Origin of the sequence: Nonomuraea zeae, assembly GCF_005889725.1 — a bacterium.
Lineage (GTDB): Bacteria > Actinomycetota > Actinomycetes > Streptosporangiales > Streptosporangiaceae > Nonomuraea > Nonomuraea zeae.
Window position 1 is genome coordinate 38,029 of the sequence record NZ_VCKX01000020.1, and the last position, 12,552, is coordinate 50,580.

15 protein-coding genes and 1 pseudogene are annotated in these 12,552 nt (G+C 67.3%); 12 read left to right on the forward strand and 4 right to left on the reverse strand.

From position 1 onward, the window contains the following. Positions 1-1,410: 1,410 nt before the first annotated feature. Positions 1,411-1,767, reverse strand: a complete 357-nt coding sequence (locus ETD85_RS09350; RefSeq protein WP_138689227.1) for a neutral zinc metallopeptidase — start codon at positions 1,765-1,767, stop codon at positions 1,411-1,413. Then, entirely contained in the window at positions 1,767-2,081 is a 315-nt protein-coding gene (locus ETD85_RS09355) for a hypothetical protein (RefSeq protein WP_138689228.1), read from the reverse strand. Before ETD85_RS09355 ends, ETD85_RS09350 begins: the two co-directional genes overlap by 1 nt. A 341-nt stretch (positions 2,082-2,422) precedes the next feature. On the opposite strand from ETD85_RS09355, the gene ETD85_RS09360 reads away from it, so the two are divergent. The 4 genes from ETD85_RS09360 to ETD85_RS62990 all read left to right on the forward strand — a co-directional run bounded on the left by ETD85_RS09360 (position 2,423) and on the right by ETD85_RS62990 (position 5,448). After that, positions 2,423-3,001, forward strand: coding sequence for a type II toxin-antitoxin system Phd/YefM family antitoxin (locus ETD85_RS09360; protein WP_138689229.1), 579 nt, complete (start codon positions 2,423-2,425; stop codon positions 2,999-3,001). Between the two features lie 449 nt (positions 3,002-3,450). Beyond that, entirely contained in the window at positions 3,451-4,275 is an 825-nt protein-coding gene (locus ETD85_RS09365; RefSeq protein ID WP_138689230.1) for an SDR family NAD(P)-dependent oxidoreductase, read from the forward strand. A 202-nt stretch (positions 4,276-4,477) separates the two neighbouring features. After that, the gene (locus ETD85_RS62985) at positions 4,478-4,870 is read left to right on the forward strand and encodes a hypothetical protein (RefSeq protein WP_170246590.1); all 393 of its coding nucleotides are present in this window, start codon (positions 4,478-4,480) and stop codon (positions 4,868-4,870) included. Between the two features lie 68 nt (positions 4,871-4,938). Then, positions 4,939-5,448, forward strand: a complete 510-nt coding sequence (locus ETD85_RS62990) for a TIGR04222 domain-containing membrane protein (RefSeq protein ID WP_170246591.1) — start codon at positions 4,939-4,941, stop codon at positions 5,446-5,448. Positions 5,449-5,496: 48 nt separating this feature from the next. Here ETD85_RS62990 and ETD85_RS09375 read toward each other — a convergent pair whose 3' ends face one another. Further along, entirely contained in the window at positions 5,497-6,009 is a 513-nt protein-coding gene (locus ETD85_RS09375; protein ID WP_138689232.1) for a nitroreductase family protein, read from the reverse strand. Positions 6,010-6,626: 617 nt separating this feature from the next. Here ETD85_RS09375 and ETD85_RS09380 point away from each other — a divergent pair. Together ETD85_RS09380 and ETD85_RS09385 are read left to right on the forward strand one after the other, a co-directional pair. Continuing rightward, positions 6,627-7,829: a hypothetical protein gene (locus ETD85_RS09380; protein ID WP_138689233.1), complete on the forward strand. Its 1,203-nt coding sequence runs from the start codon at positions 6,627-6,629 to the stop codon at positions 7,827-7,829. Positions 7,830-7,904: 75 nt separating this feature from the next. Beyond that, positions 7,905-8,597, forward strand: a complete 693-nt coding sequence (locus ETD85_RS09385; protein ID WP_240779051.1) for a class F sortase — start codon at positions 7,905-7,907, stop codon at positions 8,595-8,597. Between the two features lie 226 nt (positions 8,598-8,823). On the opposite strand, the pseudogene tnpA reads toward ETD85_RS09385, so the two are convergent. After that, positions 8,824-9,251, reverse strand: a pseudogene (tnpA, locus tag ETD85_RS09390) (IS200/IS605 family transposase). Between the two features lie 56 nt (positions 9,252-9,307). Between tnpA and ETD85_RS09395 the strand changes: the two are divergent. From ETD85_RS09395 to ETD85_RS09415, 6 genes are all read left to right on the forward strand, one after another. Continuing rightward, positions 9,308-9,688, forward strand: coding sequence for a tyrosine-type recombinase/integrase (locus ETD85_RS09395; RefSeq protein ID WP_170246593.1), 381 nt, complete (start codon positions 9,308-9,310; stop codon positions 9,686-9,688). Positions 9,689-10,267: 579 nt separating this feature from the next. Beyond that, positions 10,268-10,768 carry a transposase gene (locus ETD85_RS09400; RefSeq protein ID WP_138689236.1) on the forward strand — a complete coding sequence of 167 codons (501 nt, stop codon included), beginning with the start codon at positions 10,268-10,270 and terminating at the stop codon, positions 10,766-10,768. Continuing rightward, positions 10,758-11,129 (forward strand): DUF6262 family protein, encoded by a 372-nt coding sequence (locus ETD85_RS09405; protein WP_138689237.1) that lies wholly within the window; start codon positions 10,758-10,760, stop codon positions 11,127-11,129. Before ETD85_RS09400 ends, ETD85_RS09405 begins: the two co-directional genes overlap by 11 nt. 38 nt (positions 11,130-11,167) lie before the next feature. Beyond that, positions 11,168-11,299: a hypothetical protein gene (locus ETD85_RS66725; protein ID WP_276617201.1), complete on the forward strand. Its 132-nt coding sequence runs from the start codon at positions 11,168-11,170 to the stop codon at positions 11,297-11,299. A gap of 59 nt (positions 11,300-11,358) precedes the next feature. Further along, positions 11,359-11,676 carry a zinc ribbon domain-containing protein gene (locus ETD85_RS09410; RefSeq protein WP_138689238.1) on the forward strand — a complete coding sequence of 106 codons (318 nt, stop codon included), beginning with the start codon at positions 11,359-11,361 and terminating at the stop codon, positions 11,674-11,676. A 102-nt stretch (positions 11,677-11,778) separates the two neighbouring features. Next, on the forward strand, positions 11,779-12,426 hold the full coding sequence (locus ETD85_RS09415; RefSeq protein WP_138689239.1) for an NADPH-dependent F420 reductase: 648 nt from the start codon (positions 11,779-11,781) through the stop codon (positions 12,424-12,426). Positions 12,427-12,552: the final 126 nt, after the last annotated feature.

Here is a 12,552-nt window from a genome sequence, read left to right on the forward strand (position 1 = left end):
GGCGTAGATACCGAGTATGCATACGTGGTATGCACCTGACAAGGAGATGCAGAGCTTTGGCAGAAACACGACGTTCGTCTTCAACTCGCGCAGTCGTCAGCTGATCCGCGATCGGTCGACTGCTCTCCTTGATGCTGGAGCAGTTCCTGGTGGACCGAGCGATGGTGCATGGGTCGCTGACGTTGCTCTCTATGCTGCTCCGATGGCTGATTCTCCCCCGCCTGCAGGCCACGCCGGCGCCGTCGTGCGCGCTCGTCCCGGCCACGCCTGTGCAGTGATGGTTATGGGGGCCGCGCTCACAGTGACCGCCTTCCTCCCATGGACGGGCTTCACCGCCCCAACCCATCAGCCAAGCACCGGCCTGGGCAGCGCCTTCGCCTACGAACTCCCCGGCATCGACAGCGTTTTGGGCGTTTGCACGCTCGTGGCGGGGGCCGGCACGGCGGCGCTTGGATGCACCGAGCTGCTCACCCGTCGCCAGCTGACAGTGTTCACGGTCATCCCCGGGGCGCTCGCGGTTTTGGCCCTGGCGCTCTTCGCCATCAGATCAGGTGGCATCGCAGCTCTCATAGCCCACGATCCCTGGGCGTCTTGGCATGAACCCACGCTCAGGCCGGGCTGGTTTGTCGCTCTCGCATCAGCAATGGCCGTGACTGTCCTCGCTTGTCGGTCCCTCACCCGACGACGCCCATAACGAAGCGCGGCATCAAGACCATCATTGCCCGACGCGGCATCTTCCACGGCTCAGCTTTGGGCAAGGTTCGCTGGAAGGTCGAGCGCGCGCTGTGCACCGCGAGGCGCTCTGTTGCATCCACGCTTCAGCCGGGAGGGACTTGAGTGGAGGTTCTTGGGTCTGATGGCACGGGTGGGGAGGTGGTGCCGCACATATGCCTCGCACCGCCTCGCGATAGACGAGCCCGTCCCTGACTGGCTGTGGACCGTCGCCCGTGCGGTCATACTCGACACGTTGTCCAGCGCGTCAGCTTAGCTGCACGTCAAGATGGAGTGCGGCCTATGCACCTTCCGCAAGGTCTCCCGCGGACGCATTCCCCTCCACCACGCCGGTGTCCAGACCAACCCCCACCGCGCATATCCCCCGGCCATGGACCGTATCGCCACCCAACTGCCTGACCGAAGAGCGCGGAACCGCCCGATGGGTGCCCGTCGCAGCCGGACACCGGACACACGAAATAGAGCTCGCGGGCAGTGCAGTCGGCGGCCCCCGGCGGCGACCGGCCCCTGGCGATCCTGACACCGCCGCCTGCCGGTCCCCCGATGACAAAGGCGCGCCTGGCTGTCCGCGTCCTCGTAGGCTCCCATGACACCTGGCTTCCCGGCCCGTTGAGCGTCGCCGGCACAAACCAACCGGCTCGGGCCTTGCATGTAGATATCCGCCTTCCCGGACAGCTTTCAAGCGACCTCTGACGAAGGCGCGGTCCAGGTGTTGCACGAGGCGGCGTCGCCGGTGGCGAAGCCGCGCTTGAGCCACATGCGCACGTTGGCGGTCTTGCCGTACAGCCTTTCCTCGCCGGGTTCGTCACCCCCGATGAGCCCTTGGAGCTCCTTCCAGTCGTGCGTGCTGCGGCCGGGGACGGGCCAGATGCTCTTGATGAACGCTCCTGCCAGGCAGTCACTTTGAAGGCTGTGGCGGCGCAATCGCTCTGCACGTTCAGACTTGCTGTCATAGAAGGCCTCGACATCCACGCTGAAGGAGATGCCGACGAGCCGCTGGACGTGGTAGGCGTACACTGCGGCGGCGTTGTACATCAGCCACAGGTCGGAAGGATCGTCCAGCCGTGACTTGCCGGGTTTGAAGGCGACCGTGGGGGGTCCTCGCAGTAGACGGCGCCGGAGTCCTGCTTGCGGCCGATGCCGCAATACGAGCCCGTCACGAACTTCAGGCGAGGGGCCTCGAACCGCACCCCGTTCTCCGACAGGTGCTGCTCCCAGGTGGATTCGAGACACTGTACGACGGTAGCGAGGTAACGCTTGGCCGCCGCCTGGTTGTTGCGCTTGACGGGCGGCTCCTCGCACGTCGACTCGGGCAGCCTGCCCATTTTGTACAGGCCGTTGTCCGTCAAGACCCGTGCTTGACGAGATAGGCAGTCGCGGCCGCCGGCCCGCTCAGCAGTAGGGTCGCGGCGCAGGTCAGGGCGGCGATCAGTGGAATCTTCATGGCGGGAGACTAGGGCTGGCACGTCACAGGGGGCGAGCGCAAATCCGGACCCGGCTGCGATGGCATCAGAGATTGGCGGAGATCAAGCGCACGTTGGCATCCATCCGGCGATTCGCGCCTGCGACAGGACATAACGTGCCGGTCAGCCTCATCATTAACTGATTCCTGCGGCGCATGAGCGTCTCTCAGCAAGGGCGTCCCACCGCTGCCAAGTTCCAAGTTTCTCATGAGAAGGAGAACCTTGCGATGAACGCAGACGACATTGAACTCACTGTCGAGGAGGCCCGCGCCCGCTTGGGCGACGTGGCGAACCGCGCCGACCAAGCCGGGCAGATCACCTACCTGACGCGCAACGGCCGGCGGGTCGCGGCCATCGTTCCCCTCCATCGCACCGCGGAGGCGGCCGACGTCATCGTCATGACGTCGGTGGATCTCATCGCCGAGGAGACTGGCGCAACCGTTGAGAACGTACACGCGGCGATTGAGCACGTCAGTGCTCTGGCTGTCGGGGAATCGATTGTGACCAGTGATGACCACGATCTGGTGGGCATGGACAGGGTCGCCCTCTCCGCCGTCTACGAGCAGCTTGGCCGGACCATCAGATTCATCCGTTCGAGGGAGGACGGTGAGCGCGATACCGTGACATTCACCATCAAAGATCTCGAGATCACCGAGACCTCCATCGTGAACGGCATCGCTCAAACCCATACCGACACGGGAGCCGGTCTGCGTGACATCGACGCGTACCTGAATGAGCGCGCCACAGACCTCATAGCCGAGGGTTACAGCGAGGATCTGCCGACGATCTGGGACGGCTCGTCGTAGCGGTGCTCCTGCTCGTCGCCTGGTCGCCGGCGTCGTCGACCCGCAGGAGCAGGGCAGGAAGTGGGCCACGTGCATGCGCGAGCACGGCACGCCGGTGGAGGAGCCCCGAGCGAAACGGCGCCGGCGCCTGAGTGTGCTCGCCCAGCAGGCCGGCAAGGGCAAGGTCCGCGTTCGCCCGCGGCAAGTCGTCGCACGCAGTGTCGCAAGCGAGACCGGAGCTACGCGGTCTCGCACTACGTCGCAAAAGACGCTGTCGATAGAGGTGGAGGCGGGACCCGCCGTCCAGGACCTCTTTGCCTGACCCACATGACTACATGACCAGACTCGTGCGTATGGTTCAATGAACTTGTCGGTACGTCAGCGGCACCGGTGGCGGTGAGCTGTCCGCGACGGGCGACCAGCGTGGCCGAGGCACTGTGGACAGATGAGATGACAAGGATGCCGATTTGATGAAGACGTATGTGATCACCGGTGGCACCGACGGCATCGGTGCGGCGCTGGCCCGCACGCTGTTCTCACGAGGTGATAGAGCCGTGGTGATCGGGACCGATCCGGCGAAGGGCGAGCGGCTCGTGGCCGAGGCCGCCTCGGCGCCGGGAAGCGCGGCGTTCGTCGAAGCCGACCTCAGCCTGGTCTCCAGCACCCGCCGCACCATTGACAGGCTCGCCGAGGAGTATCCGGCCATCGACGGCGTGGTGCTGTGCGCACGGTTCATGCGCTCCAACCGGTCGGTGACCGCCGAGGGGTTCGAGGACAACTTCGCCCTGTTCTACCTCAGCCGCCTGCTGTTCAGCTACGGGCTGCTCGGTCAGCTGGAGAAGACGGCCCGGCCGGTGATCGTGAACGTCGCCGGTCCCGGCCATGACACGCCGATCGCCTGGGACGATCTGCAGAGCGCCCGTCAGTACGACCTGGTAAACGCGATGTTCATGACCGGGCGCCTGAACGATCTGCTCGGAGTGACCTTCGCCGAGCGGCACGGCGATGGGCCGGTGCGATACGTGCTCTTCCATCCCAGCACCACGGCGACCAGTTACGCGGGTGAGTTCGACCCGCAGACCGCCGCCTACCTCCGGCAGCAGCGGATGATGGCCAAACCCGCGACCGATGTGGTCCCGCCGCTCCTGCGGGTGCTCGATGACCCGCCGACGCCGCCCTTGACCGCGTTCAACCTGTTCACCGAGCTCAACGTGCGCAGCAAGCTCTTCTCCCCAACGGACGCGGAACGGCTGTCCCGCCTCACCGACGAGCTGCTGGCCGGCATCACCGCGTGAACCCCGAGGGCGCCGGCCAGCTGGGCGATCCCGGCCGCATGGCCGCGCAGCCCGAATGCTCACCCCCGGTGTCCCCTTCGAGCGGATTTCCATGCCGTGCTTGGCCGGGCAACGCCTGCTGGAGAGGCAGATATACGCCCGGTATACGCTCCGCGCAACGCGCTGGCCCTAAGCTTTGCGCTCATCGAAGAAGGGATGTGCGATGACGCGCAAGCATGTGCTGGTGGCCACCCTGGCCGCCGGTTTGATGTTCACCACGGTTCCCGCGTCGGCGACCGCGTACCAGGCGAATGAGAAGGCCGCATTCACCCTGAGCCAGACCTCCGGCCCCAAGGGAGGCAAGCTCGTCGTCGGCTACGCCGTCGTCTGGGCGAAGGACTTGGAGAACACGGCTCTCGTGGAGAAGAAGACCAAGGCGGTTCACACACGTCTTCCCTTCAAGAAGAGCTTCACGGTGAAGCAGGACACCTGCGTGATCGTGGCGGTGGCCGAAGGGAAGAAGGGAGTGCGGCTCCGCCTGAACGTGACCGTCGACGGCGCCGCCGTGAGCAGCAAGCGCGGGAAGGCGCCGTACTACGTTCATTGCAACGTCTAGGACCTTTGCCGAATCACGAAGCGGGGAGAGCGGCGTCAGGCGGCGCCTCGTCGAGAAGGTGGTGCGCTGTGGATCGCAATGAGCTGGCCTACCTCAGCGGTGGTCCTCATCGGGTGGCGCTGGCGGCTCTGGTCACCCTTGTTCTGGAGGGCCGGATGCGTCTGTCCTACGCGGGCAAGCTCTACGCGGTCGCGGGAGCCACCGGTGGCGACCCTGTCGAGGAGATCGCGTTGCTGCAGCGTTCCACCCTCCCGGAGGCTCTCGCGGCAGTGGCGGGCCATGAGAGCGTACGGGCGGTGGAGGAAGACCTCATACGCCGTGAGCTGGTCACGCGGAGCTGGCTGGGCCGTTTCCGGCGTGCCACCCCGGCCGGCCGCAGGCTGATCGAGCAGGCCGGCCCCGCTCCCCGGGGAAGCGTGGTCGGGGTCGCGCTCGACGGCCTGGCCGGGATCTCCGATGAGAAGATCCGCCGGCAGTTCGGCGGAAGCCGCAGGAAGCGAGGTTCCCTGCGCGGCCAGGGCACGGGAGGCTGGGACGCCACAGGCAACACGCTGGGCGGTGACGGAACCCCTTCTTGACCGCGGAGAGATCACGCGCGCCTGCCCGTCCATGCAGTGATCGTCGCGCTAGAAGCGTTCGATGACCAGTTCCCGCAGGGGCCGTCGTCCTCGCGGGATCGCCGAGGTGCCCGGCGGGGCAGGTGCCGGATGGCCGAGCGAGATCGCCGTACGGACGTGCCACGGCTCGTGGAGGCCGGCGAGCGCGGTGGCCTTACCGGCATTCGCCGCGGGGAAGAACGAGGCCGGGCAGGTGCCGAGGCCCAGGGTGTGGGCGGCGAGCATGATGTTCTGGGCGGCCCTGCCCGCGTCGAACTCGGCGTCCTGCGTGCTCACCGTGGCGTCCACGGCCAGCAGGATCGCCACGGGCGCGCCCGCCAGATGCCCGGCGTAGGCGCCGAGCCGGCTCAGCTCCCGCAGGAGGGCCCGGTCGCGGACCGCCGCGAAACGCCACGGCTGGCGGTTGCGGGCCGAGCCCGCCCAGCGCCCCGCCTCCAGCACCGCCATCACGTGCGCGTCCTGGACGGGCGCCGCGGCGAACGTGCGGGTGGCTCTGAGACTCGTGATCAACTCCAGCGACATGCGTGCAAGGCTAACTCCGCAGGGGGCCGTCCCTGCCGAGCCGATCAGGCCGCGTCGCCGCCCTCGGCCCGCGTGCAGGTGACGTCCATTACGAGCCGGGACGCGCCTCGCGGCAGCTGGCCGCCCTGAGCACGACCGGCTCACGTGCCGGCGTCCCCTGTACCAGCCGCGCCGCCACCAGGGCCAACACGCCCGCCTCGTGCACCAGGACACCGGCGCTGAAGTCGATACACAACGATCGAAGGCAGAAAAGACGCGCGGTTTGGCAGATGCGAAGCCTGTGAGGCGGTGGCCGCCAGTCGATAATCGAGCGCAGGCGCATCCGACCGCCGAACAGCCCTCCTGCCGGCGATCCGGGTCAGGACCGACGCCAAGGTCGGGTTGAGGACCCTGCGCGGCACGACGGAAAAGGGATCTCCACCTGGTCGAGCCAGGCAAAAGGACCAGCGGGCGGTGGCGGCCGGAGGGTGGACGGCCGTGCGATGGCTGCCTGCGGCAGCGCCGACGGGTCTGATCAACAGCCGCAAGTCTGGTGCTGACAACTGATTCATAACGGGGAAGGGCTCGTGCACACATCTCAGGAGAGGCGTCGCCTCTCCCGTACAACATCCGCGTTGATGAGTACGTTCATCATCGTCGTCTGCTCCATGTTCATGGCGGCGCCGCCGACGCCGGCCTCGGCAGCGGCGACGAAGCAGTTCACCTACACCTGCAGCGGCCAGCCGTTCACGAACACCTCGATCACGGTGGGGCTCAGCGCGCCTGACTCGGTGACGGCGGGCCAGAGCTTCACCCTGACGGTGAACATCCCCGCGCTGACGCTGGCGACGGCGCCGGCTGCCGCCACCACCGTGCAGGCGACCTTGGCGCTCACGCCAACAGGTGGCAGCAGCTCCGACACCGCCGCGAAGCCAGGAGCGACGGTCACGGCCGGGCAGACGGCTGTGCCCGCCGGCACCGTCACGTACCAAGTCACGGCGGCCACCAGCGCCGCGACGAAGGTCAGCATCAAGCCCGGTGAGCTGAAGCTCGCCCTGACCAGCGCCTCGAGCACCGCCACGATCTGCACCACGACATCCACAGAGGTCTTGGACGTGCCGATCGGCACCGGCGGCGGCACCGATGAGGCCATCGTCGCCTACGACTGCATCCTCCCCGGCGTCAGCGATGACCACGCCGAGGTGGACATCAAGGTCGTCATGACCACCCCCACCAACGCCACGGCCAACGCCGACGCCTCGATCACCTGGACAGGCACCATCCAGAGCACCGGTGACGCCCTCAAACCCCCCGCCGGTGTCGTCATCACAGGCGCCAAGCTCTTCGCCACCATCGAAGCGAGCGGCGCGGGTGTCCCCGCCACCGCGACGGGCGAGGCCGCCCTCAATGTCACGGCGGGCTCGGACATCACGACACTGCCCACCATCACCATCAAGGTCAAGCCGACCACGGCGGGGACCGTGTCGCTGACCGCGGGCGACCTCGCCCTCGGCCCCACCTCGACCTCGCCCGTGATCAAATGCACGGCCCCGGCCACCGGCCTCAAGGCCTACACGTTCACGGTGGCCAATGCCTCGACCAGTCCGAGCCCCACGACCAGTGACGCCCCCACCACGACCCGCACCGCCACCATAACCATCACCCCTCCGGCCAAGAAGCCCTCGACGAGGAAGTCCCAGACACCCAAGGCGGGCGCGGACACCGGCGCCGGCGGCACGACGGGCCCTGACGGGCGGTTGTTCATCCTGACCGGCACGGCTCTGGTCGCCGCCGCCGCGATCGGCGGGCTGGTCATGCGGCGCCGTTCCCTCAAGAGCTGAGACGAGATGCCGGGTCAGCATCCGTACGACGGCGCTCCCGTGCCTGCTCCGCCACCCGAAGACAGAGGCGGCGCCATGCTCATGGCCGCCCTGATCCTGGCCGCCGTCGCGGGCGTGGCGGCGGTCGTGACGGGCCTGCTGATAGTGCTGGACTCGCCCGGAGACTACGGCCTGCAGAGCAAAAGGGACACCCTGGACCTGCAGGCGCAGCCGGAGCAGGGCGGCCAGCCGGCGCAGGCGCTCTTCCAGGCGCCGGCCGACGTGCCGCCGCCGTTGCCGCAGATCACCCCGGCGCCTGCGATGCTGCCGTCGACCCCGATCAGGATCATGATCAAGCGGCTGGGCATCGATGCGCCCATCGAGTCGGTGGGCCTGGCCAGGGACGGCGCGATCGAGGTGCCCCCGGCGGACAACGTCAATCTGGTCGGCTGGTACCGGAACATGTCCACCCCAGGTGAGGCGGGCCCGGCAGTGCTGCTCGGACACAAGGACACGCGCACACGCGACGCCGTGTTCGCCCGGCTGCGGGAGATCAAGAACGGCGACGTGGTCGAGGTCAAGCGCCAGGACAAGACGACCGTGGTCTTCACCGTCGGCGGCGTCGAGCAGACGGGCAAGAAGACCTTCCCGACCCAGCGCGTATACGGGCCCCGGGACAACGCCCAGCTCCACCTCATCACCTGCGGCGGCGACTTCGATCGGATCACCGGACACTACCCCGACAACGTCATCGTCTACGCGACGATGACGAGCTCGCATCGAAGCTGAGTGCGCGGCGCGCCGGGGCCGGGAGAGCGATCCGACCGACAGCGGCCGAGGCCAGATGTCACCAACCATCTTCGCCCGCACGTTACGCACCGTTCGGTATGCAACGGCTGCTCTACCGGACTGTGGGCCAGTGCTCCGGCGTTCACGCCGGGGGTGAAGGCCCACGCGGGAGTGCCCGCTGGGGCGCGAGCGTGCCCTAGCCTTTCGCGAGCGTGTGCAGGTCAGCTCACACGGGTCGTTTCTGCTGTTCGATGTACTGCTTGAGGATCGTGAGCGGTGCGCCGCCCACGCTTGCGGCGAAGTAGGAGCCGGACCAGAAATGGCCGTCCCACAGGTACTGGCGGACGTGAGCGCTGTATTCCTCGCGCAGCATCCGCGCCGAGACGCCCTTCAGTGAGTTGACGAGCTTGGACAGGCGACCTTCGGCGGGTAGTGGACCAGCAGGTGGACGTGGTCGTGTTCGCCGTTGAACTCGCGAAGTTCGACCTCGAAGTCGGCGCAGACCTCGCGCATGAGTTCCTCGCAGCGGACCAGCATGGGGTCGGTGAACACCCCACGCCGGTACTTCGTCACGAACACCAAGTGTGCGTGGAGGTTGTAGACAACATGGCGTCCCGTGCGTACATCGGGATTTGGATTCCACCGCGGTGACATAAACCAAATGATGCGATCACGGTGTGGAGTTGGTGAGGCAGGCTCGCCGCGTTCCCGTGAGTGCCGCGCTGACCCGGCTCTATGCCGACTACCAGCAAGAACGCTGGCGGCTGCTGGGAGATGCCGCCGAGAACAGCCCGTTTGTGTTCGTCAATCTCTACCGCTCCCCGCTGGGAACGGCAATGCGGCCCGACGGGGTAGAAGAGCTGTTCGAGCGGCTCTCCCGCGATGCCGGGATCAAGGCGACCCCGCATACCTGCCGGCACACCTTCGCCACTCATCTGGTGCGTGCCGGTGTCGACCGCGACGTGGTGCAGGAGTTGCTTGGACATGCCTCGCCGATGAGCACCGCCATTTACACGCACGCCGACTGGTCGGACCTGCAGGCGGCGGTCGCGGCGATCGATCCGAGCCGACGAGTGGCGGGAGCTCCATGAGCAGGTCGGCGGTGCTGCGGCTCGCGGGTGCGTCATCGTCGGAGTCCTCCGCTCCGGCCGACCGGCTGGTGGGCTTGCTGGATCCGGGCTGGCGGTCCGGAGCCTGTGGACGCCGATCATCGGATCTTGCTGGTGTCGCGTGACGATGCCTGGATCACCTCCTATTGCTGCGTGGCCGGAGGCTGTGACCACCAGCCACGTCATCGCGGCGTGCAGTTGTGTCAGGGGCACCACCGGTTGTGGTGTCAGGCGGGTCGGCCAGAGGTTCAGGCCTGGGCTCGCGACGTTGAAGGCGAGCCAGAACGGCTGTGTGTGGTAGGCCGCGGCGTCAGCTCCTGCCAGCTCCCGGCCTCCAGCGGCGATCTGTGTCATCGCCATGCTGAGCAGTTGCGACACTGGCCCGTGGACCAGACAGCGGCTGGAGCGAGAGGGCACGCCGCACCCGGTCCCCGAACCGTGCCAGATCCCGCATTGCCGCTTCCGCTCGCGGGGACGCCGCCAGCACGGCCTGATCTTGTGCAAGCATCACGCCAATCGCGCCGACTACTACTTGCGCACGCATCCGCAGGCTGACCTGGCATGGTGGGCCTGCGCAGTGGCACCGATGCGGGTGGGCGTGCTGGCGTTCGCCGGGGTGAGCGAGCGCGTGCAAGCGTCGACCCTGTTCTGACGGCCCACCTGCGCGCCGTCGCTGTCCCCTACGGACTTTGCGAGGAGCCCAGCAACGTCAAAGCCGGCGGCCAGCAGTGCCCGATCCGCTACCAGTGCGCAGGCTGCGGCCATTTCGAGAGCAACGTCTCCTACCTGCCCGAGCTGCGGGCACGCCTGGATGAACTGCTGCGCGCCCGCGAGATGGGCATCACAATGGGGGCTGCGGCATGGGCCCTGCCCCAGCAGCAAGAGATCGACCGCTACCGAGAGATGATCATCGGGATGGAGGACCAGTGGGAGCGGTTGAGCGCTGAGGAACGCGTCACGATCGAGGAGGCAACCACCTTGCTGCGTCAAGCTCGTCGCAGCCAAGCCGTCTTCCTCGGCACCCCAGCCTTGCGTCCGGCAGCACGCGGCGATGAGCACTGACCACGCCGCGCGTCGTGTCGCGGCCCTGCACCGGGCACGCGCTGACGAGGCTGCCCGCAAACGCCAGGCCGTGCTGGACACCCTGCAGAAGATGGCCGGCAACGGTGTCCGAGTCACCCTTGACCTTGTCGCCCGCCAAGCTGACGTCTCACGCCAGTTCCTATACAGCGACTCTGAACTCCGCGCCTCAGTCGAACAGGCCCGCAACACGCCTCCATCCGCGCCCCACCATGACCTCAGCGAGGACTCGGGCGGCCTGCGCACCGACCTGCTGCTGGCCCGCGAAGAGATCAAGCGACTCCGGACAGAGAACGCCAAGCTCAAGACCAAGCTCATCGGCATGTCGCCAGCTCCCAGCTGACCGACGACGAGGCTCTGCACGAACTGACTACCCGCAACATGGAACTCGCCCGCGAAACCACCAGCCTGCGCCGCCAACTCGCCACTGCCAACGAGGACCTGACCGCCGCTCGCAACACCAACCGAGACCTGATGACGGAGCTCAACCGTCGCCGCAGCCGACGTGAATGACGTCCCTGGCATGCAAATACCGGCGTTGACCTGCGACATCACAAAACCACCACCGGAAAATGAACCGCTCGATCGCTGGGCAAGCGTGGGGCCGGACGGTCACTCTGCTGGAATACAAGACCTCCGACCGAGGCGGCCACGTCGTGAAGGTTCCCGCGCGGGGGACCTCGCAGACCTGTCACCAGTGCGGCCACCGTGACCCGGTGGCCCGGGACGGGATCAGGTACGCCTGCGCCAACCCCGCGTGCGGTTGGGTCGAGCATGCCGACACCAACGCCGCGATCAATATCAAGAACGCCGTCGGAATGCCGGTGTCAGGACGTGGAGACCTCGGGGCTGCCCGGTCTGTGAAGCGTCAACCCCCGCGCGCCGCTTAACCGCGACGCGACGGGAGAACCTCCGGCCTTCGGGCCGGGGAGGAGTTCGACGTAGCCACCAATGATCACGGCCTTACGTGAGGTCGGGAGAGGGGATCGTGGATGCGCATCGGAATTTTGGGCACCGGAACGCTGGCGGCGGCACTGGGCCAGGCCTGGGCAAGCTCCGGACATGAGCTGGCCGTCGCCGGGCGATCATCAGCCAAGACGCAGGACCTCGCTGCACGGCTGGGCCATGGGGTGCGCGCCCTCACACCGCGCCAGGCGGTGGCGGATCGCGACGCCGTGCTGCTCGCGGTGTCCTGGCAGGGCGCCGAGGACATGCTGCACAGCGCGGGCGCGGGTGACGGCTCCCTGGAGGGAACAGCCTTGATCGATCCGACGAACGCCGTCGAGCACGGGGTGGGTGTCGTGCTCACCGGACCGGGCGAGGCGATGGCGCAGCGGATTGCCCGGCTGTCTCCAGGAGCGCACGTCGTGAAGGCCTTCCACATGTTCCCCTCCGATCAGTGGGCGAAGTCTCGCGCCAGCGACGAAACCCTTGTCACGGTGGCGATGTGCGGTGATGACCCCGAAGCGTTGCGCCTCGTCGGCGAGCTGGTCCGTGATGCCGGCGGAGCCCCGACCGTCCTGGGTTCGCTGGATCGTGCTCGACAGCTCGAGGAGGTAGCAGGTTTCGTCATCGGCCTGGCTTTCGCCGGCACTGACCCCAGCTCCGCCATTCCACGTGTCCCATCAAAGGCTGCGTGACAGCTTCTGACCGGCGGCGACCGCGCAGTAAGCATGTGGTCTTCGCGGGTATCCACGAGGAGAACGACGGCGCCGTCCAGGATTCGGCCGGCTCACCGTGCGCTCGACGGTCCACCGACGGAGCGG

Bases quoted from the DNA above. Each gene is read 5' to 3' on its own strand.
- ETD85_RS09350 (WP_138689227.1), bottom strand. From the start codon at position 1,767: ATGTACAACGCCGCCGCAGTGTACGCCTACCACGTCCAGCGGCTCGTC.
- ETD85_RS09360 (WP_138689229.1), top strand. From the start codon at position 2,423: ATGAACGCAGACGACATTGAACTCACTGTCGAGGAGGCCCGCGCCCGC.
- ETD85_RS09365 (WP_138689230.1), top strand. From the start codon at position 3,451: ATGAAGACGTATGTGATCACCGGTGGCACCGACGGCATCGGTGCGGCG.
- ETD85_RS62985 (WP_170246590.1), top strand. From the start codon at position 4,478: ATGACGCGCAAGCATGTGCTGGTGGCCACCCTGGCCGCCGGTTTGATG.
- ETD85_RS09375 (WP_138689232.1), bottom strand. From the start codon at position 6,009: ATGTCGCTGGAGTTGATCACGAGTCTCAGAGCCACCCGCACGTTCGCC.
- ETD85_RS09380 (WP_138689233.1), top strand. From the start codon at position 6,627: ATGAGTACGTTCATCATCGTCGTCTGCTCCATGTTCATGGCGGCGCCG.
- ETD85_RS09385 (WP_240779051.1), top strand. From the start codon at position 7,905: ATGCTCATGGCCGCCCTGATCCTGGCCGCCGTCGCGGGCGTGGCGGCG.
- ETD85_RS09400 (WP_138689236.1), top strand. From the start codon at position 10,268: ATGGTGGGCCTGCGCAGTGGCACCGATGCGGGTGGGCGTGCTGGCGTT.
- ETD85_RS09405 (WP_138689237.1), top strand. From the start codon at position 10,758: ATGAGCACTGACCACGCCGCGCGTCGTGTCGCGGCCCTGCACCGGGCA.
- ETD85_RS66725 (WP_276617201.1), top strand. From the start codon at position 11,168: ATGGAACTCGCCCGCGAAACCACCAGCCTGCGCCGCCAACTCGCCACT.
- ETD85_RS09410 (WP_138689238.1), top strand. From the start codon at position 11,359: ATGAACCGCTCGATCGCTGGGCAAGCGTGGGGCCGGACGGTCACTCTG.
- ETD85_RS09415 (WP_138689239.1), top strand. From the start codon at position 11,779: ATGCGCATCGGAATTTTGGGCACCGGAACGCTGGCGGCGGCACTGGGC.